This is a genomic window from Aeromonas sp. D3, assembly GCF_027705025.1.
Taxonomy (GTDB): domain Bacteria; phylum Pseudomonadota; class Gammaproteobacteria; order Enterobacterales; family Aeromonadaceae; genus Aeromonas; species Aeromonas salmonicida.
Genome location: NZ_JAPDBE010000018.1, coordinates 35,623 through 54,802, shown reverse-complemented (window position 1 = coordinate 54,802; position 19,180 = coordinate 35,623). Strand labels below are relative to the sequence as shown.

Genomic DNA, 19,180 nt, shown 5'->3' with positions numbered 1-19,180 from the left:
CCAGGTGGAGAAGAAGAAACGGATCACGATTGCCCAGATAGCCGAATTGGCGGGGGTGTCCAAGGCGACCGCCAGTCTGGTGCTCAACGGCAAGAGTGCGGAGTACCGGATTGCCGACCAGACCCGCCAGCGGATCCAGGCGGTGGCGGACGAGTGCCACTACCAGCCGAGCTTTCATGCCCGTGCCCTGCGCGAGACCCGCAGTTACACCTGGGGGCTAGTGATCCCCGATCTCACCAACTTCGGTTTTGCCAGTATCGCCCGGGCCCTCGAGGCACACTGTCGCGAGGCCGGGATCCAGCTGCTGATCGCCTGCTCCGAAGATGATCCCACTCTGGAGCAGAAGGTGGTGGACAACCTCATCAGTCGTCAGGTGGATGGCATTATCGTCGCCTCCAGCGGCCACAGCGATGACACCTATGCCCGTATTCACGACCGCCTGCCCGTGGTGCAGCTGGATCGCCACATCGGCGAGTCGCGCCTGCCCATGGTGATCTCCGATGCCTGCAAGGCCACCGCCGAGCTGGTACGGGACATGGCTGGCGAGTGCGGGGCGGAGATCTACTACTTCGGCGGCCTGCTGGATCTCTCCCCCAGTCGCCACCGGCTGGCGGGTTATGAACTGGGTCTGCATAGAGCCGGTCTTGAGGCCCAGCCTGCCCGGGTGCGCCATCGGGATTATCAGCCCAGCTCCGGCTATCAGCTGATGGCCGAGCTGGTCGCCGAGCTGGGGGCGCCTCCCAGGGGGCTCTTTACCGCTTCCTTTACCCTGCTGGAAGGGGTGCTGCGCTACCTCAACGAGGCGGGGCTGATGGAGACGGGGATGCGCCTGTGTACCTTCGATGATCACGACCTGCTCGACTGCATTCCTATGCGCATCGACTCTGTGGCGCAAGATTGTCCGGCGCTGGCCCGTGCCGCCTTCGAGCTGATGCAGCAGCTGATTGCAGGGAATGTTCCCGGCCAGACCGCCCAGGTCATAGCCCCCAGAGTGCGCTGGCGCAGTCGCCGCTAGTCGCGCAGGTTCGTTCCCATCAAACAGCCCCGCCAATGTTGGCGGGGCTGTTTGTTTATCGGGAGAGGACGCAAAGATATTCCCCGTGCGTTCAATCCGTGGTGCTGGCGCGCCAGAACACCTGCTTGATATGGGGATGAATGGCCAGCTTGACCATAAGAGCATCCAGCTCGTCGCCATCGATGGAGGTGGCCAGCAGCACGGCCGATATCTCCAGATCCCGCTCGCCGAACGGTGCTATGTCCAGCTCGCTCAGGGGGTAGTTGGCCTGTTCCATCATCTCTTCCAGCCAGTGCAGCACCTCCTTCTGATACTCGCGCTGGGCGAGGGCCGTGACTCTGTAGGTCACCTCGGTATCGGTATTGTCCACCGGGCGGCGGTTGATCTGGTTGACCAGGGGGCGCAGCAGTGTGTTGGCGGCCAGCACGAAGAGAGCGCCGAGCACTGCTTCCATGGCGAGCCCGGCCCCACTGGCTGCCCCCACGGCGGCGACGCCCCAGAGGGTGGCGGCGGTGTTGATGCCGCGGATATTGCCCGACTCGCGCATGATGACACCGGCGCCGAGAAAGCCGATGCCGGAGACGATGTAAGCCACCACATGGACCACGTTGTAGTTGCCACCGTGCAGGTCGTAGATGCGCTGGGCCAGGCTGACGAACAGGGCGGCCCCCACGGCGACCAGCACGTTGGTGCGAAGGCCAGCGGTGCGTTGGCGGTACTGACGCTCCAGTCCCACCAGGCTGCCCAGCACGAAGGCCAGCAACAGGCTGGCCAGGGTGTCGAGCAGGGAAATCATGTCAATTTGCTGCCACATTCTCATGGCGTACTCCTTCTGATAACTGATGGCCTTCGGGATGCATGATGGTGTGCCAATGGGCACTCCTGATGAATCGCAAGGCTGCATGCGGTAAAGACCATCATGGAAAATGAAAACGGACGCCCGGGTCGCACAGACCCGGATATTCAGGCGCTCAATGGGAGGCGACGGGCAAGGTGCCGGATTAATAGAGAGGGGCCAGCATGGCTGGCCCCGGATTTACCTGATAGCTGTCAGTTGAGCACTGGCTCGGCATCACGCCGGGGGCGCAGCTCCCAGCGTACCGGGTGGGCTACCCCGACCTGGTGCACGAACTGCACCAGATACCGGCGCTGGGGCGGGGTGCAGTGCAGGTTGAGCACCAGCTCCCGACCACCACTGCGCCCAGGTCTCAGGGACTGCATGGGATGCAGCCCGGCCGGTTGCAGTGTGTGGCTCACCATGTCGAGTACCTGCTCCATGTCGGCGCGATCCTGGCAGCGGATCTGCAACCGGTAGTGGTGCTGACTCGGCTTGCCACGCAGCCAGAGTGGCAGCAGACCACGGCCCAGCTTGCTCAGCAGGGGGTGAGCCTGGGTAGATCCAGATTTGGTTGAAATAAAACGCATAGCAGCCTCCTTGTGGGAAGCAGAAACTATGCAGGCAAGGTGTCCAGGCCTGGGCTTGGGTCACCTGACGTCAAGTGTAAAAACAGAGAAGAGGGGAGTGGATTTCCGCTTCTCGCAGGGTTGCGAGAACGCGGCAGAGGAAGACCTGCGGCTATCTCGCGACCTGGGTGCCGACGATGAGGGTCGGCCTACAACTGTCACTTGATGAATTGCCCACTGATGGTCTCCGCTGTTGATGAACGGCCAGATGGTACTCATCCAGAGCGATGAGGTAAAGCCCTATCCTCCTTCAGCAACATTTAGATACAAGTTTGTCAATAATGTGAGCCAGTTGGCTACATCAGCGATAACCCAGCCTGCGCAGTACCATGGCGGCAGGGCAGAAACCGGTGAAAGCGCTCTGGATCAGGTTGACCCCGACAAAGACACTCAGCCAGAAAAAGCCCGGATGGACCCATTGGGTCAACGCCAGTGACAGCAACAGCATGCTTCCCGCCACGATTCTCACTCCGTTATCAACAGTCATATCTTGCTCCTTGGTTGTTTATCCGGCTGGTTGCCAACGCATAAAATTAGATATTGCTAATTTAGGTTTTATTTATAGAATAAAACCAAATATAAGCAACTACTAATTTATGCCTATGGCCCCTTTCGATGAGATGACCCGCCACGCAAGCGAGGCGGCTGCCCTGCTCAAGGCGCTGGCCCATCCAGAGCGATTGATGGTGCTCTGTCAGCTGATTGATGGGGAGAAGGGGGTCGGCGAGTTGCTGGCCCACAGCAAGTTGGGGCAGTCAGCCTTTTCCCAGCAACTGGCGGTGCTCAGGCGTAGCGGCCTGATCCGATCGCGCAAGGTTGCCCAGCAGATCTACTACTCGCTGGCAAACGAGGCGGCGGCGGATGTGCTGGCCGTGTTGCAAACCCATTTTTGTCACTCCCAAGAGGATGAGGTGTCTTGATGTTTGAAACCCAATGGTTGCTTGCCCTGTTCGGGGGCTTGCTGGTGGGGCTCTCCGCCCTGATGTTGATGCTGTTCAACGGTCGTGTGGCCGGGATCAGCGGCATTCTGGCGGGAGCTTTGCAGCACAGGCATGCCTGGCGCTGGCTGTTTTTGTTGGGACTGGGGGCGGGCGCCTGGTTGGCGTTCAGCCTGGGCTGGGCCCGGATGCCGAGCTTCAGCGCTCTGCCGACCTGGCCACTGGTCGCGCTGGCGGGTCTGCTGGTGGGTATGGGTACCCGTCTTGGCAATGGTTGCACCAGTGGTCACGGTATCTGCGGCATGGGGCGGCTCTCGGTGCGCTCCCTCTTTGCCACCCTCATCTTTATGGCGGCCGGTTTCATGACGGTGTTTGTCACCCTGCATCTGTTGTAACGAGGTAATGAGATGAAACTTTTTATCAGTCTGCTCGCAGGTCTCTTGTTCGGGCTCGGTCTGGCCATCTCCGGCATGGTGGATCCGGCCCGTGTCATCGGTTTTCTCGACCTGGCGGGGGCCTGGGATCCCAGCCTGGCCTTCGTGATGGGGGGCGCCTTGCTGGTGTTTATGCCGGGCTACCAACTGTTGGTCAAACCGAGCAGCCGCAGCCTGCTCGATGAGCCATACCAGTTCGGCCAGCTCCGACAAGTGGATCGCCGCCTCCTCGCAGGATCGGCCCTGTTTGGTATCGGCTGGGGGCTGGTTGGCATCTGCCCGGGGCCAGCCTTGAGTCTCATTTCCAGCGGTCAGCCCATGATATTGTTGTTTGTGGCAAGCATGGTGGCCGGGATCTTGCTGGTTGATAAGGGATTGAATCGGGTATGGGTGAAGGTGCGGCCATCTCCCATCGCCTGATCCTGTGGCGTGAACCGCTGGCGTACTGAACCGCAGCACCAAGGAGGGAGGTTATCATGAAGCATTTCCGGTTGCCGGGGGCCACCTTGCTGGTCATGACATCCACCCTGGCGCTGGCCGGGGAAGCAGAAACCCTGACCTCGTTTACCCTGTCACCGCAGCCGGTGACCGACTGGCTGACGCTGGATGGCACCGTCAGTGCCATCAATCAGGGAACGGTGGCGGCCCAGACCAGCGGCCGGGTCTCCCGTATGCTGGTGGATGTGAACGATCAGGTGCAGGCGGGGCAGCCGCTGCTGGAGATCAGCGGCAAGGAGCAGTTTGCCGCCGTTACGGGGGCGCAGGCGCGGCTGGCCCGGGCGCAGGCCCAGCAGGTGGAAGCCGAGCGCCAGCTCGCCCGCTTTCAGGCGCTGATTGCCAAGGGGGTGATCACCCGCGCCCAGCTCGATAATGCAGAGGCTATCGATCGCGCCGCCCGCGCCGAGGTCAATGCCGCCGATGCGGCCCTCACCCAGGCCCGCGAGGCCTACGGTTATACCCGCATTCTGGCCCCTTACGCCGGTGTGGTGACCAAAAGGCTGGTGGAGCTGGGGGAGACAGTCGCCCCCGGTACCCCGCTGCTGTCGGGCTTCTCCCTCGACACCTTGCGGGTGGAGGTGGAGTTGCCCCAATCCGCCCTGACGCTGGCTCGTGAGCCTGCGGATGCGCAAGTGCTGTTGCCCGATGGCAAGCCTGTTACCCCGGTCAAACTGACTCGCTTCAACTATGCCGACAGCCAGAGCCATGCTTTCAGGCTGCGCCTCGACCTGCCGCCGCAAACCGCCGGGGTATTGCCCGGCATGTGGCTCAAGGTGCAGCTCAAGCAGGGTGAGCGTCAGGTGTTGCAGGTGCCAGTACGCGCCCTGCTGCGGCAAGGGGAGTTCAACGGCGTCTATTTGCAGCAGCCCGCTGGCTGGGCCCTGACGCCGGTGCGGGTTGGCCATTGCGTCGAGGGACAGTGCGAGATCCTGGCCGGGCTGCAAGCCGGTGACAAGCTGGCCCCCGATGCCTGGGCGCAGCAGCAGGAGCTGGCCCATGAGTAACAACCTGAACGGCAACGGGGAGAGGCTGGGGCCTGCCGGTCGGCTGGCGGCGCTGTTTCAGGGCTCGGCCATCACCCCGCTGCTGGCGCTGGTGGGGCTGTTGCTCGGTCTGTTTGCGGTGCTGGTGACTCCCAAGGAGGAGGAGCCGCAGATCGATGTCACCTTCGCCGATGTCTATATCCCCTTCCCGGGAGCCAGCCCGGCGCAGGTGGAATCCCTAGTCACTACCCCTGCCGAGCAGGTGGTCTCCCAGATAAAGGGGATTGATACTCTCTACTCTTTTTCCCAACCCGATGGCGCCCTGCTGGTGGTGGTGTTCAAGGTGGGGGTGAGCCGCGAGCAGGCCATCGTCGATCTCAACAACCAGCTCGACTCCAACCGCGACTGGCTGCCACAGGGGATCGGGGTCGGTCAGCCACTGGTGAAACCGAGGGGGATCGATGATGTCCCCATCGTCAGTCTCACGCTCTGGAGCAAGCAACTGGGCGCCCCTGAACTGACCCGGGTCGCCCATGAGCTGGAGAGCGAACTCAAGCGCATTCCCGGTACCCGCGATATCTACACGCTGGGCAGTCAGAGCGCCGTGCTGCGGGTGATGCCGGATCCAGCGGCCCTCAGCGCCCACGGCATCAGCTGGGGCGAGCTGAGCCAGCGACTGGCCGCCGCCAATCAGGTGGGCACGACACAGGCCATCGAGCAGGACAACAGTGAGATCAAGGTGCAGGTGGGGCAGTTCCTGCAAAGCGAGCAGGAGGCCCGGGAACTGGTCGTCGGGCTGCATGACGGCCGGCCTGTCTATCTGGGGGATGTGGCCAAGGTCTCTCTGGGTCAGGAGACCCCGACTAGGCGCAGCTGGATGGGGCAGGGGCAGGCCAGTTATCCGGCGGTGACGCTGGCCATCGGCAAGCAGCCGGGCCAGAACGCGGTGGATGTGGCCAAGCGGGTGGCGGCGCGGGTCGAGAGTTTGCAGAACCGGCTGATCCCTGCCGGGGTCGAGGTGACGGTGACCCGTGACTACGGCGTCACCGCCGAGACCAAATCCAACACCCTCATTGGCAAGCTGATTTTTGCCACCACGGCGGTGGTGCTGCTGGTGCTGGTGAGCATGGGCTGGCGCGAGGCGCTGGTGGTGGGCGTTGCCATCGTTATCACCCTGGCACTGACCCTGTTTGCCAGCTGGGCCTGGGGTTTTACCCTCAACCGGGTGTCGCTGTTTGCGCTGATCTTCTCCATCGGCATTCTGGTGGATGACGCCATAGTCGTGGTGGAGAACATCCATCGCCATCGCGGTTTGGGCAAGGGGGCGCTCAAGGATCTCATTCCGGGGGCGGTGGACGAGGTGGGGGGGCCGACCATACTGGCGACTCTGACCGTGATTGCGGCCCTACTGCCGATGGCCTTTGTCAGCGGCCTGATGGGCCCCTACATGAGCCCCATCCCCATCAATGCCAGCATGGGGATGCTTATCTCCCTGCTGGTTGCCTTTATCTTCTCCCCCTGGCTGGCCAACCACCTGCTCAAGAGCGAGGGACATGTCGCCCACGGTGAGGTCAAGACCGGGCTCTTTCAGCGGCTGATGACCCCTTTTCTGATCGGCGCTGGCGCCAAGCGCGCCAGACGCAAGCTCTGGCTGGCGGTGTTGCTGCTGGTCGGGGCCGCCACCGCCATGCCGGTGGTGCAGTGGGTGGTGCTCAAGATGCTGCCCTTTGACAACAAGTCGGAATTCCAGCTGGTGCTCGATATGCCGGAGGGGGCGACCCTGGAGCAGACCGAGCGCACCCTGCTGGCGGTGGGGCGGGAGCTTGCCAAGGTGGAGGAGGTGAAGGATTACCAGATCTACGCCGGTACCGCGGCCCCCATCAACTTCAACGGGTTGGTGCGCCACTATTTCATCCGCAGCGGCGCCAACGTGGGGGATATTCAGGTCAATCTGGTGGACAAGCACGAACGGGATCGCAGCAGCCATCAGATTGCCCAGTCGGTACGGGCACCGCTGCAGGCCATCGCCAGCGCGGCGGGGGGCAACCTCAAGGTGGTGGAGGTGCCCCCCGGCCCGCCGGTCTGGTCCCCCATAGTCGCGGAAGTATATGGCCCGACACCGGCCGCCCGTGAAGCAGCGGCTCGCGCCGTACAGGCCCGTTTTGTTGCCACGGCGGATCTGGTGGATGTGGATATCTATCTGACCGACCCGCAGCCCAAGTGGCGGCTGGTGGTGGATCGCAGCAATGCGGCCCTGCTCGGGGTTGATCTCGGGGTACTGGTGACCACCCTCAATGGCGGCGTGGGCTATCAGGATGCCAGCTGGCTGCAGGGGCACAGCGCCAAATATCCGGTGCCGATCCGCATCGAGCTCGCCCCCGGTGACAAGCGGGATCTGGCGGGCGTGCTGGCCCTCAAGGTGCGCAGCCAGAGCGGCCAGCTCATCCGGGTATCCGAGCTGGTGAGTCGCCGTGATGAGGTGGCCCCCAGCTATATCATGCACAAGAACATGCAGCCCATGGTGATGGTGGTCGCCGACATGGGCGGTCATACCGACAGCCCGCTCTACGGCATGTTTGCCGCCGGTGCCGACATCGATCTGCCCCAGTATTACGTGCAGCAGCCGACAAGCTGGGGGAGGTGGCGCTGTTGTGGGACGGGGAGTGGAAGATCACCTACGAGACCTTCCGCGACATGGGGATTGCCTACGGAGTGGGGATGATCCTCATCTACCTGCTGGTGGTGGCCCAGTTCCGCTCCTATCTGGTGCCGCTCATCATAATGGCGCCCATTCCGCTCACCCTCATAGGGGTGATGCCGGGCCACGCCCTGCTGGGAGCCCAGTTTACCGCCACCTCGATGATCGGGATGATAGCGCTGGCCGGGATCATAGTGCGCAACAGCATACTGCTGGTGGACTTTATCGAGCAGCAGCGAAGAGCCGGAATAGCGTTTGAGCTGGCGGTGATCGAAGCGGCCCAGGTGCGGGCCAAACCCATCATGCTGACGGCGCTGGCGGCGATGATCGGGGCCCTGTTTATCCTCGATGATCCCATCTTCAACGGGCTGGCCATCAGCCTGATTTTCGGGATCCTGGTCTCCACCCTGCTCACCCTGGTCGTAATACCGCTGCTCTACTATAGCCTGATGGCACCGCGTGTTTGACGGGAGCAGGGCGTGGCCAGTGCTTTCAGTGTTTCACCAGACCGGGCGGGGGAGAGGTGAGAGGGCCATCTGGCGAGAGGAGGGTCTCTTCCTGCATGCTGGCCTTCAGCAGCGGGAAATAGCGTCTGTCCTGCTTGACCATGTGGCCCAGCACCAGGTCCTGCAGAACAAAATCCAGTAGTGCAAGATTGGTCAGCTCGCCAGTGCGGGCCGCCTGATAGAGGCTGTTGGCCCGACGGAGCAGCTTTTGATGCTCCTGACGGTGAGTGTCCAGCTCGGCGTACTCCAGCTTGGCCAGAATGGCCTCTTCGTTGTTGAAGTGGCTGGCGGCCAGGGCCAGCAGGGCCTCGAAGTTTTGATGAAACTGGTCTGTATCCTCTTCCATGGTCAGCACACCGTTGAGCAACTGATTGGCCAGGGCAAACAGCTGGCGATGGTCATCATCGATCTGCGGGTGGCCGCAGTCGTGGCTCTGTTTCCAGCCCAGCTGCATCTGATTGGCTACCTCTCGCGTGATCCCGCCCGCCATCTGGGGCGTGAACAGCTGGATGCGGTTGCGCCCCGCCTCCTTGGCCTGATACATGGCCTGATCGCCGTGATTCATCAACTGCTTCTGGGTGGTGCCGTGCTGCGGATAGAGGGCCACACCGATACAGCTTGAGATATGGAAATGGAGCGCATCCGTCATGGCAAAGGTCTGGTTGAGACTCTGGTGGATGGCCTCGGCGATGGCGATGGCCCCCGCCTCTCCCGTTATCTCGGGCAGCAGCACCATGAATTCATCCCCGCCGATCCGGGCGACCGTGTCCCCCTCCCGCACACAGTGCAGCATGCGCTTGGCGACGGTGGCCAGCAGCCAGTCGCCTGCCTCGTGCCCATGCTGATCGTTGACCGGCTTGAAGTGGTCGAGATCGATGAACAGCAGGGCCAGCGGCTTTCCGTCCGCCTGTTGCAGTGAGTGTTGCAGCCTGTCTTGTAGCAAGCGACGGTTGGGCAGGTGAGTGAGGGGATCATAAAAAGCGAGCTGGCGCATCATCTCCTCGCTGGCTTTGCGATCGCTGATGTCCCGGGTTACGCCGAGCACAGAGACGGGGTTGCCATCCTTGTCGGCATGCAGTGTGGTCACCACTTCTGTGTGGATGAGGCGCCCATCCTTGTGAGGCTGATCCACCAGGGTGACTCGCTTGGTATTGATGTGATCCCCCGCCGCCCAGGTTGCCAGCGACTCCTTCATCTGGCGGGCGATGCGGTCGGCAGATTCAGCCGTCATCAGCTCCTCGCCCGTCTGGGCCAGCACCTCCTCGACGGTGAAACCACGCAGGTGCTGTACCGACGGGCTCAGGTAGGTGAAGCGACCACTCTGGATATCCATGGTCCAGATGACGTCGGCACTGTTCTCCGTGATGAAGCGGAAGTGGCGCTCGTTGTCGGCTATCTCCTGGCTTAGCTGATGGCGTGCCTTGCTCTCTTCCCGCAGACGGCGGTTGAGACGAAGGAAGATCATAAGCAATATCAATAGGAAGGCGGTGACCAGCAGGCCGATGGCGATGCCCTGATAGATCATCAACTGCTGTTGATGCGCTCTCTCTTCCTGCTGGCTGTAGAGGAAACTATCCAGATCCGGCATGGCGGTGAGCAGGCCGAGGTCCATATAGGTTTGCGCTATGTGTTGCCAGCGGCCGGGATACATGTAGCCCATCTCCACCAGATCGGCGCGGATCAGCGGCTGCATCTGCTTGGCTTCAAACAGCAGCTTGTTGCGGTCCAGGGCCGGATTATTGGTCGCCGGATATTGGGTGAGGATCCAGGCCACCACCTCTTCCGGATGTAGCATGGCGTAACGCCACCCCTTGAGGCTGGCTTCGCGAAAGGCTCTGACTCTCGCCCCGTGGTCGCGTAATTCACGCTCGGAGGTAAACAGGTTGTCACCGTAGAAGTCGATACCGGCGCTGCGGGGAGTAAAGGTCTGATAGGGCACACCGCTGCGCTGCAATGTGTAGGTTTCATCCGTGTTGTAGGCGCTCATGGCGTCCACTTCGCCCCGAATTAGCGCATCTGCACTCAGGGTATGGGGCTGGCGGTGGAGTAACCCAAGCGCAACCCCTTCGTGTTGCAGGTAGGCGATCAGCTCTTCGGAGTGATATTCCAGCATCAGACGGCGGCCAACGAGATCATGCACGTTGTCGATATTGGCACGGGCCAGCAGCACCAGAGGGGAGTGTTGAAACGGAGTAGCCAGGACCACGACAGGTTGGCCGCGCTGGCGATCCAGCAGCAAGTCACTGCTGCCGACGCCATAATGGGCGCGTCCCGAGACAACTTCGTCGACCACATCCGTGCCCGGGCCGGCCTCTCTGAGCCTGACATCGAGCCCTGCATCCCGGTAATAGCCCTGGGCGATGGCCGCATAGTAGCCGGCAAACTGGAACTGATGATGCCACTTCAACTGTAAAACAATCGGATCCTGTGCCGCGACCCTGGCCGGCAGACAGGCCAGTATGATCAGCAGCAACGGCATGAGCAAAGGGCCAATATGCCGGCCTGCGCAATTTAAAAATGCAGGGGGTGAGCTCAAGTAAGGCCGCCTGGTGATGTATCTATGGCTAGCGTCGGGCAATTTCTCTCATGCTGCAAGTGTCAATCCCTCGGTCAGGGGGGGATTTTTGCACGGTTGTGACCGTATCGGTGCTTTTGGCGTCATTCTTGTCAATCTTTGATGGCCTATGGCCGCAACCTGGCCTGGTTGAAGACTGCAGGTGAGAAAGAAAGTGGTAATATCGGCCCGTTATTGACTCGATAAAGGCCTGCCCATGACTGCTCTGCGTCTGCTAGTTTCCGACTCTCACGATCCCCTGTTCAACCTGGCGGTGGAGGAGTGCATCTTCCGGCAGATGGACCCGAACCAGCGGGTACTGTTTCTGTGGCGTAACGCCAATACAGTGGTGATTGGCCGTGCCCAGAACCCGTGGAAGGAGTGCAACACCCGCCGCATGGAAGAGGATGGCGTGACCCTGGTCCGGCGCAGCAGCGGGGGGGGCGCCGTGTTTCACGACCTTGGCAACAGCTGCTTCACCTTCATGGCGGGCAAGCCGGGCTATGACAAGAGCATCTCCACCGCCATAGTGCTCGATGCGCTCAAGCTGCTCGGGGTGAGTGCCTTTGCTTCCGGGCGCAACGACCTGCTGGTGGCCACCCAGGACGGGGATCGCAAGGTGTCTGGCTCGGCCTATCGGGAGACCCATGATCGCGGCTTTCATCACGGCACCCTGCTGCTCGATGCAGACTTGAGCCGCCTCGCCAATTACCTCAATCCCGACCCCAAGAAGCTGGCCGCCAAGGGGATCAGCTCGGTACGCAGTCGGGTAGCCAATCTGTGCGAGCTGCTGCCTGGGATCGAACATCAGCAGGTGAGTCATGCGCTCATTGAGGCCTTCTTCGCCCACTACGGTGCGCGCGTCTCCCCCGAGCATATCTCCCCGACCCAATTGCCGGACTTGCCCGGCTTTGCCGAGACCTTCGCCCGCCAGCGCAGCTGGGAGTGGAATTTTGGTCATGCGCCTGCGTTCACCCATCAGCTGGACGAGCGCTTCGACTGGGGCGGGGTGGAGCTGCATTTCGATGTGGAGAAGGGGGTCATAGGTCGGGCGCAGATCTTCAGCGACAGCCTGGATCCGGCCCCATTGGATGCATTGGCCCAGCGGCTGGTGGGTGTGACCTATCGCAGCGACGCCATAGCCGCGCTGCTCGGGCAACTGAAGACCGATTTCCCGGCTCGGCAAGCCGAGCTGGATGCGCTTGCTGGCTGGTTGCAGGCGGCACTGCGCTGACCGCATTGTCCAGGCAGCATGCTCACTAACTAGGTGCCCAAACGAACCTTAATATAAACGGCGGGATGGAGAGTCCCGCCGTTTATCTTGTCCGTCAATTCACTGTTTTTGCAGCTGGGTGACCGTCAGCTTGCCAGCCGGGTTTTCGGCGTGAAAGCGTACCGTATCTCCGACCTTTAGCCCCTTGGTCAGGGCGGGATCGGCCAGCAGGAACACCATTGTCATGGGGGGCATATTGAGGTTGTCGATGGCCTCGTGCTTGATGCCCACCTTGCCATTGGCCTCGTCGATACGGCTGATGATCCCTTTGGTCATCATGCTATCTCCTGTCGCCTGCATATCCATCCCCTCCATCTGGGACATATCGTGCCCCTCGTGGCTCATGGTCATCTCGGCCCGGGCCTGGAGAGAGGCAAGGCCGAGCAGCAATGTCATTGCAAATGTCTTGTAGTTCATGGTCTTTTCCTTGTGATTGATTCAAACACTTCGTTGATTGCAAAAGGGTTAGTCGGCTGGTTGGTCGGCCTGCTTGTCAAGGCTTCGGCTGCGCCACAGGTAGTAGGCTGCGGGCAGCACCAGCAGGGTCAGCACCAGTGCACTCACCATGCCGCCTATCATGGGGGCGGCGATGCGCTGCATCACCTCGGAGCCGGTGCCCTGGCTCCACATGATGGGCAAGAGGCCGGCGATGATGGTGACCACCGTCATCATCTTGGGGCGCAGGCGCAGGGCTGCGCCGTGGATCACAGCACGGTGCAGACCCGCCTTGTCCGGCTTGCCGCTCGCCACCAGCTCATCCCAGGCGTGGTTGAGGTAGACCAGCATCAAGACGCCGGTTTCCACCGCCACCCCGGCCAGGGCGATAAAGCCCACCCCCACCGCCACCGAGAGGTTGAAATCCAGCAGCCAGAGGGTCCAGATCCCGCCCACTACCGCGAGCGGCAAGGTGGTGAGAATGAGCAGCACCTCCTGGAAGCGGCGAAACGCCAGATAGAGCAGCAGCACGATAATGGCGATGGTTAACGGCACCACGTAGGCGAGGCGCGCCTTGGCTCGCTCCATGTATTCGTATTGCCCGGACCAGGTGAGGGCGTAACCCGCCGGCAGCACCAGCTGCTTGGCCACCTCGGCCTTGGCCTCATCGACAAAGGTGCCGATGTCGCGGCCGCGAATATCCACGTAGACCCAGCCGTTCAGGCGCGCATTCTCGCTGCGCAGCATGGGGGCCTCGTCACTGATATAGACCCGAGCCACGTCCGTTAGCGCGATGCGCGCGCCGCTCGGGGTCACCAGCGGCAGCAGTTCGAGGCTTGCCACCGAGTCGCGGTAGCTCTGGGGATAGCGCAGGTTGATGGGGTAGCGCTCGCGCCCCTCTATGGTCTGGCCCACGTCCATGCCGCCCACTGCGGTGGCGAGCACCGCCTGCACGTCGGCGATGTTGAGGCCATAACGGGCGGCATTGAGCCGGTCGATATCCACCTTGACGTAGCGGCCACCGGCCACCCGTTCGGCGTAGACGGAGGCCGCTCCCGCCACCTTGCCGACGATCTGCTCCAGTTGCTGGCCCAACTGCTGGATCACCTTGAGGTCGGGCCCCGCTATCTTGATGCCGACCGGGGTCTTGATGCCGGTTGCCAGCATGTCGATACGGGTCTTGATGGGGGGCACCCAGGCGTTGGTGAGGCCGGGGAAACGGATAAGGGAATCCAGCTCTTCTTTGAGCTTCTCCGGGGTCATGCCGGGGCGCCACTGCTCCCGGGGTTTGAGCTGGATGCTGGTCTCCATCATCACCAGATCGGCGGGGTCGGTGGCGGTCTCGGCGCGCCCCGCCTTGCCGAACACGTTCTGTACCTCGGGCACGGTACGGATCAGCTTGTCGGTCTGCTGCAAGATCTCCCGCGCCTTGCCCACCGAAATATTGGCCGCTGTGGTGGGCATGTACATTATGTCCCCCTCATCGAGCGGCGGAATAAATTCGGAGCCCAGATACTTGAGCGGCCAGAAGCCCGCTACCGTCACCACCGCCGCCAGCATCAGGGTGGTTTTCGGGCGCGCCAGTACGGCCTTGAGCAGCGGGATATAAGCCTGGCTCAAGCCACGGTTGAGAGGGTTGGCCTGCTCGGCCAGCACCTTGCCGCGGATAAAGTAGCCCATCATGACTGGAACGAGCGTGATGGCGAGCGCGGCGGCGGCCGCCATGGCGTAGGTTTTGGTGTAGGCGAGCGGATGGAACATCCGTCCCTCCTGCGCCTCCAGCGCAAACACCGGCAAAAAGCTCATTGTGATGATGAGCAGGGAGAAGAAGATGGCGGGCCCCACTTCGATGCTCGCCTCCGTGATGATGCGCCAGCGGTTCTTGTCGGTGAGCGCCTCCCGCTCCATATGCTTGTGGACGTTCTCGATCATCACTATGGCGCCATCCACCATGGCGCCGATGGCGATGGCAATGCCGCCGAGCGACATGATGTTGGCGTTGATCCCCTGCAGGTGCATCACGATAAAGGCCACCAGAATGGCGATGGGCAAGGTGATGACCACCACCAGCGACGAGCGCAGGTGGAACAGGAAGGCGACGCAGACCAGCACCACCACGGCAAACTCCTCCAGCAACTTGCCGGAGAGGTTGTCGATGGCGCGCTGGATAAGGTCGGAACGATCGTAGACGGTGACCACCTCCACCCCCTCCGGCAGGCTGCTCTTCAGCTCCGCCAGCCGCGCCTTGACCCCGTCGATGGTGTGCTGGGCATTCTCGCCATAGCGCATCACAATGATGCCGCCCACCACTTCCCCTTCGCCGTTGAGCTCGGCGATACCGCGCCGCATCTGGGGGCCGGTGACCACATCCGCCACATCCCCCAGCAGCAGCGGGGCGCCGCGCACAGTGGTGCCGAGCGGGATCTGCTTGAGGTCTTCCACGCTCTTCAAATAGCCATTCGAGCGCACCATGTACTCAGCTTCCGCCATCTCGATGACGGAGGCGCCTGTCTCCTGGTTGCCCTGTTTGATGGCGGTCTCGATAAGGGAGAGCGGAATGCCGTAGGCACGCAGCTTGTCGGGGTCGACCCGTACCTGATACTGGCGCACCATGCCGCCGACGGTGGCGACCTCGGAGACGCCATTCACCGTCTGCAACTCGTACTTGAGGAACCAGTTCTGCAGCGAGGTAAGCTCGCTGAGATCATGCTTGCCGGTTCTGTCCACCAGGGCGTACTGATAGACCCAGCCTACCCCGGTGGCATCGGGGCCGAGCTGGGGGCGGGCGGAGGCGGGCAGATTGGGGGCCACCTGGCTCAAATACTCCAGCACCCGGGCACGGGCCCAGTAGAGGTCGGTGTTGTCGTCAAACAGCACATAGACGAAGGAGTCGCCGAAGAAGGAGTAGCCGCGCACCGTGGTGGCCCCCGGCACCGCCAGCATGGCGGTGGTAAGCGGGTAGGTCACCTGATCCTCCACCACCTGGGGCGCCTGACCCGGGTAGGAGGTCTTGATGATCACCTGCACGTCGGAGAGATCCGGCAGGGCATCCACCGGGGTCTGCTTCACCGACCAGAGCCCCCAGGCGGTGAGCATGACGGTCAACAGCAGTACCAGAAAGCGGTTGCCCACGGACCAGCGAATGATGGCAGGGATCATGATCTGGCTCCTTTCTTATGTTGCGCAGAGAGCTGAGCTTGGTTGTCGGCAACGTAGCGAATAAGCGAGGGGATCATGGCTTGGCCCCCATACCGTGCTGGCTAGGGTCCATGCCTTCCATCTCATCTATTGCCTGCTCCTTAGCGTGGCCGGTGGCCGGGGCACTTTCCTTGGCACTCTCCTGATGGATGTTGGTGATGCGGTACTCATCCCCCTCTTGTATCACCTGCAGATGGAGGCTTTGCCCCTCGGCCAGCTTGCTGATATCGACTCCTTCGGCGACGGTGAACTCCATCTCCATGGCGGGCCACTGCCATTCGGGGATGGGCGGGTGGGCCACCATCAGGGTGCGGCTGGCCAGATCCATGCTTTGTACAGTCCCTTGAGTCCACACCTGCGCCGGGCGCACCGCTGTCATGCGCTGGAAGTCCGAATCGATGGCCGATTCGGAGTCGAGCAGGAACTGGGCCGAGCTGACTATGCTGTCACCCGCTTCTACCCCTGCCTTGATGGCGACCTTGTCGCCAAACTGGGGGCCCAGGGTGACGGCGACCGACTTGAAGTTGCCATCCCCCAGCGCCAGCACCAGCCTGTCCTGGCTACCGGTGCGGATCACCGCTTCGCTCGGTACCACCAGCCGGGGTTCCCCCTGGCCGGTGCGAATGGCCACCTTGGCAAACATATTGGGTTTCAAAAACTCGTCCGGGTTGTCAACGCGCAGCCGCACCTTGAGGGTACGGGTGGCGGCATCCAGGGTCGGGTAGAGGTAATCTACCCGTCCCAGCCAGCGGCGGCCTGGAGCGTAATCCAGGGTCATGGTGACCGGATCTCCCACTTTCAGCTGGGCGGCCTGGCGCTCGAACACCTCGGCACTGACCCACACCTGCTTGAGGGTGCTGATGTTGAAAAGCGCTGCGGCGGGCTCTACATACTGCCCCTCGCGCACTTTGAGCTCAGAGACATAACCGCTGCTGGGGGCATAAATGCTGATGGTTTCGCGCACCTGCCGGCTGCGTTTGAGGGCGGCTATCTGATCCGCCGGTACCTGCAGGGACTTGAGCTTGCCCTCGGCGGCGCGCAGCAGCAGGGGATTGGTCGTGTTGAGCGCCAGCAGGTACTCGTGCTGGGCATTGACCAGATCCGGGGCGTAGAGCTCATAGATGAGGCTCCCCTTGGTGACTCTCTGCCCCTCACTCTTGATGGCAAGGGTGCGGATCCAGCCCGCCATGCGGGCGTTGATGGCCTCCAGCCGATCTTCGTCATAACCGACATAGCCCACCGTCTCGATCTGCTGGTGGATAGGCAGTCGCTCGACCTTGGCCAGTCTCACCCCCAGGTTCTGCTGGATCTCGGGGCTGATGGTGACTGTGCCCGGCGAGCCGTTTTTCTGCTCCTCATAGACGGGGATAAAGTCCATCCCCATGTTGTCCTTGGCCGGGCCGTCGCGCTTGTCGCGGGGATCCATGGGGTTGACCCAGTAAAGGGGCGTCTTCTCTTTGGCGGTTGCACCGTCGCCAGTCTGTTTGGCGGCCCAGTAGCCGCCACCGGCCCCGAGGGCCAGCAGCAGGGCTGAGACAAGCAGCTTTTGGCTTGATTTATGGCTCATAGGGAACCTCCGACCTGCATCAGGCGGGCGCTAATGGTGCAAGGGTGAGCGGCAACTGGCTCGGTCAATCGGGCAGATGACATGTGCATCTTCTCTTCTATCAGGCCGCCAGCTTGTGATGGTGACAGACGCATAACGAGCATCTGGTTGCTGCATCTATCGCAGCAGATCACACAGGCTGGGCGGCAAACGGGGCGTTGCTGACGAGTCAGCGGACGCACGGCTCCCTGCTATTGCTGGCGGTGCCAGCCGTCACAGGGTCAGGCAAGGACGTGCAGTGTCGGGCAAGGTCAGCCTTGTCCCATGCACGGGAGAAGATCCTTCTAGTGGCGCAGCACCGACAGCATCAGATGTCGGCGGGGCCAGGAGGGGGGATGAGTACCGCGGCTGCGCAGGAAGGGATCCCGCAGCCAGTGATCGAACAGATGACTGGCGGCCCCCAAATGGGGCAGCAGCAAAAGGGGGAGGGCGAGCAAGGTCAGCAGCGCGGCCAGCAGTGGCAGGCCGCCCCCGGTTGGCGAGGTGAGGCCGCCGTGCATCTGGCAATCTCCCTGGCTCATGGCATTGCCTTGCTCTCCATCATCGGCTGCCATTGTGTGACAGGCGAGCCCCTGCATGGCGGTCGCACTCATGGTTGCGTTGTCGCTGCCGGTCGTCATGGTGGAGGAGATGACATCGGTCCCGTGCCAGCTGATACAGAGGGTCAGATTGCAGACAAGCATCAGCGCCAGCAACAGCCGGGCCAATAGCAGGGTGGGCAATCGAACCAAACTCATCATGTGTCAACTCTGGCAAGGGATGGGGCAAATCTAAACCTTACTCGCGGGAGAAGGTCAAGGCATCTGCTGAGTCTGTCGTTGCTGCTCCAGATAGAGGGTGCTGTATTTGTCCAGCAGTTGATCTATCCACTGACCCATACCCGGAGCCTGCAACATGGGTTCGAGTTTCTCCAGGGTATCGAGGTGGGGGGAGTTGAGGGACACCGAGATGTAGAGTTCTCCCTGTTGCAGGGGCCAGAGCAGATCGGCCAGACCGCTATCCGGGTAATTTTCCCGTAAAAAGAGGCGACCAGAAGAGCGACCGTAGGGCACAAAGTCGACCCTGTCGCTGGCCAGCAGCCCAAAGACCTGCTTGAGGGAGTTGACCCTGTGGATCCGGGTATTTTCTTCCAGAAAAGTGTCCAGCTCGCTGCCAAGGCTGACCCCGATCATCATGGCTCCCCTTAGCCCGGCCAGATCCTCCCGTTGCTCCAAGAGACGCGGGCTGGGCTGGCGAACAAACACAGCCATGTCATTGATGGCCATCGGTGTTTGCGTGAAGCGGGAGTAGCTTTCACGCTCGCCGTTGCGCAGGGCACAAATATTGATGTCTACCTCGCCGGAGGCCACCTTTTGCTGGCAACGGGCCCAGGGGCCTACGTAGTCAAGGTTAACGTTGAGCCCCAGCCGTTGATAGAGGGTGCTCACTACTTCGGCGCAGACACCCACGATTTTACCGCCCGCATGCCAGTTCCACGGGGGATAGTCATGGTGACCACAGGCTGTCATGTTTGATCCGGCAAGTGCCGCAGCGAGCCAAAGCTGAACCAGCATAGAAATACTCCCCCTCAAATCTCCC

15 protein-coding genes and 1 pseudogene are annotated in these 19,180 nt (G+C 61.9%); 7 read left to right on the top strand and 9 right to left on the bottom strand.

Annotated features, from left to right (window positions below):
* Nucleotides 1–4 precede the first annotated feature (4 nt).
* A complete protein-coding gene (locus tag OKC28_RS12260; RefSeq protein WP_021138052.1) occupies nt 5–1,015 on the top strand; it encodes a substrate-binding domain-containing protein in 1,011 nt (336 codons plus the stop codon).
* Nucleotides 1,016–1,106: 91 nt separating this feature from the next.
* Here the strand turns inward: OKC28_RS12260 and OKC28_RS12255 are convergent, their stop codons facing one another.
* From OKC28_RS12255 to OKC28_RS12245, 3 genes are all read right to left on the bottom strand, one after another.
* Nucleotides 1,107–1,835 carry an MgtC/SapB family protein gene (locus tag OKC28_RS12255; RefSeq protein ID WP_034523310.1) on the bottom strand — a complete coding sequence of 243 codons (729 nt, stop codon included), beginning with the start codon at nt 1,833–1,835 and terminating at the stop codon, nt 1,107–1,109.
* A gap of 230 nt (nt 1,836–2,065) precedes the next feature.
* A complete protein-coding gene (locus OKC28_RS12250; RefSeq protein WP_021138050.1) occupies nt 2,066–2,440 on the bottom strand; it encodes a hypothetical protein in 375 nt (124 codons plus the stop codon).
* 340 nt (nt 2,441–2,780) lie between these two features.
* Nucleotides 2,781–2,966, bottom strand: coding sequence for a YgaP family membrane protein (locus OKC28_RS12245; RefSeq protein ID WP_270689400.1), 186 nt, complete (start codon nt 2,964–2,966; stop codon nt 2,781–2,783).
* A gap of 115 nt (nt 2,967–3,081) precedes the next feature.
* On the opposite strand from OKC28_RS12245, the gene OKC28_RS12240 reads away from it, so the two are divergent.
* The 5 genes and pseudogenes from OKC28_RS12240 to OKC28_RS12220 all read left to right on the top strand — a co-directional run bounded on the left by OKC28_RS12240 (nt 3,082) and on the right by OKC28_RS12220 (nt 8,497).
* The gene (locus tag OKC28_RS12240) at nt 3,082–3,399 is read left to right on the top strand and encodes an ArsR/SmtB family transcription factor (RefSeq protein WP_111588243.1); all 318 of its coding nucleotides are present in this window, start codon (nt 3,082–3,084) and stop codon (nt 3,397–3,399) included.
* Nucleotides 3,399–3,812 (top strand): YeeE/YedE family protein, encoded by a 414-nt coding sequence (locus OKC28_RS12235; protein WP_270689398.1) that lies wholly within the window; start codon nt 3,399–3,401, stop codon nt 3,810–3,812. Before OKC28_RS12240 ends, OKC28_RS12235 begins: the two co-directional genes overlap by 1 nt.
* Before the next feature lie 12 nt (nt 3,813–3,824).
* On the top strand, nt 3,825–4,271 hold the full coding sequence (locus OKC28_RS12230; RefSeq protein ID WP_111588104.1) for a YeeE/YedE family protein: 447 nt from the start codon (nt 3,825–3,827) through the stop codon (nt 4,269–4,271).
* 56 nt (nt 4,272–4,327) lie between these two features.
* Nucleotides 4,328–5,353, top strand: a complete 1,026-nt coding sequence (locus OKC28_RS12225) for an efflux RND transporter periplasmic adaptor subunit (protein ID WP_270689395.1) — start codon at nt 4,328–4,330, stop codon at nt 5,351–5,353.
* Nucleotides 5,346–8,497 (top strand): annotated as a pseudogene (locus OKC28_RS12220) (efflux RND transporter permease subunit). Before OKC28_RS12225 ends, OKC28_RS12220 begins: the two are co-directional and overlap by 8 nt.
* Nucleotides 8,498–8,522: 25 nt before the next feature.
* Here the strand turns inward: OKC28_RS12220 and OKC28_RS12215 are convergent.
* Entirely contained in the window at nt 8,523–11,015 is a 2,493-nt protein-coding gene (locus OKC28_RS12215) for a diguanylate cyclase domain-containing protein (RefSeq protein ID WP_270689393.1), read from the bottom strand.
* A gap of 292 nt (nt 11,016–11,307) precedes the next feature.
* Between OKC28_RS12215 and OKC28_RS12210 the strand changes: the two genes are divergently transcribed.
* Complete coding sequence (locus OKC28_RS12210; RefSeq protein ID WP_256687944.1) at nt 11,308–12,324, top strand: lipoate--protein ligase A; 1,017 nt, start codon at nt 11,308–11,310, stop codon at nt 12,322–12,324.
* 99 nt (nt 12,325–12,423) lie between these two features.
* Here OKC28_RS12210 and OKC28_RS12205 read toward each other — a convergent pair whose 3' ends face one another.
* From OKC28_RS12205 to OKC28_RS12185, 5 genes are all read right to left on the bottom strand, one after another.
* Nucleotides 12,424–12,780, bottom strand: a complete 357-nt coding sequence (locus OKC28_RS12205) for a copper-binding protein (protein ID WP_256687946.1) — start codon at nt 12,778–12,780, stop codon at nt 12,424–12,426.
* Nucleotides 12,781–12,828: 48 nt separating this feature from the next.
* The gene (locus OKC28_RS12200) at nt 12,829–15,957 is read right to left on the bottom strand and encodes an efflux RND transporter permease subunit (RefSeq protein ID WP_021138041.1); all 3,129 of its coding nucleotides are present in this window, start codon (nt 15,955–15,957) and stop codon (nt 12,829–12,831) included.
* Nucleotides 15,958–16,030: 73 nt separating this feature from the next.
* Nucleotides 16,031–17,563 (bottom strand): efflux RND transporter periplasmic adaptor subunit, encoded by a 1,533-nt coding sequence (locus OKC28_RS12195; protein ID WP_270689390.1) that lies wholly within the window; start codon nt 17,561–17,563, stop codon nt 16,031–16,033.
* A gap of 323 nt (nt 17,564–17,886) precedes the next feature.
* Nucleotides 17,887–18,342, bottom strand: coding sequence for a hypothetical protein (locus OKC28_RS12190; protein WP_234595809.1), 456 nt, complete (start codon nt 18,340–18,342; stop codon nt 17,887–17,889).
* A 54-nt stretch (nt 18,343–18,396) separates the two neighbouring features.
* On the bottom strand, nt 18,397–19,155 hold the full coding sequence (locus OKC28_RS12185; protein WP_058394283.1) for a substrate-binding periplasmic protein: 759 nt from the start codon (nt 19,153–19,155) through the stop codon (nt 18,397–18,399).
* Between the last annotated feature and the right edge of the window lie 25 nt (nt 19,156–19,180).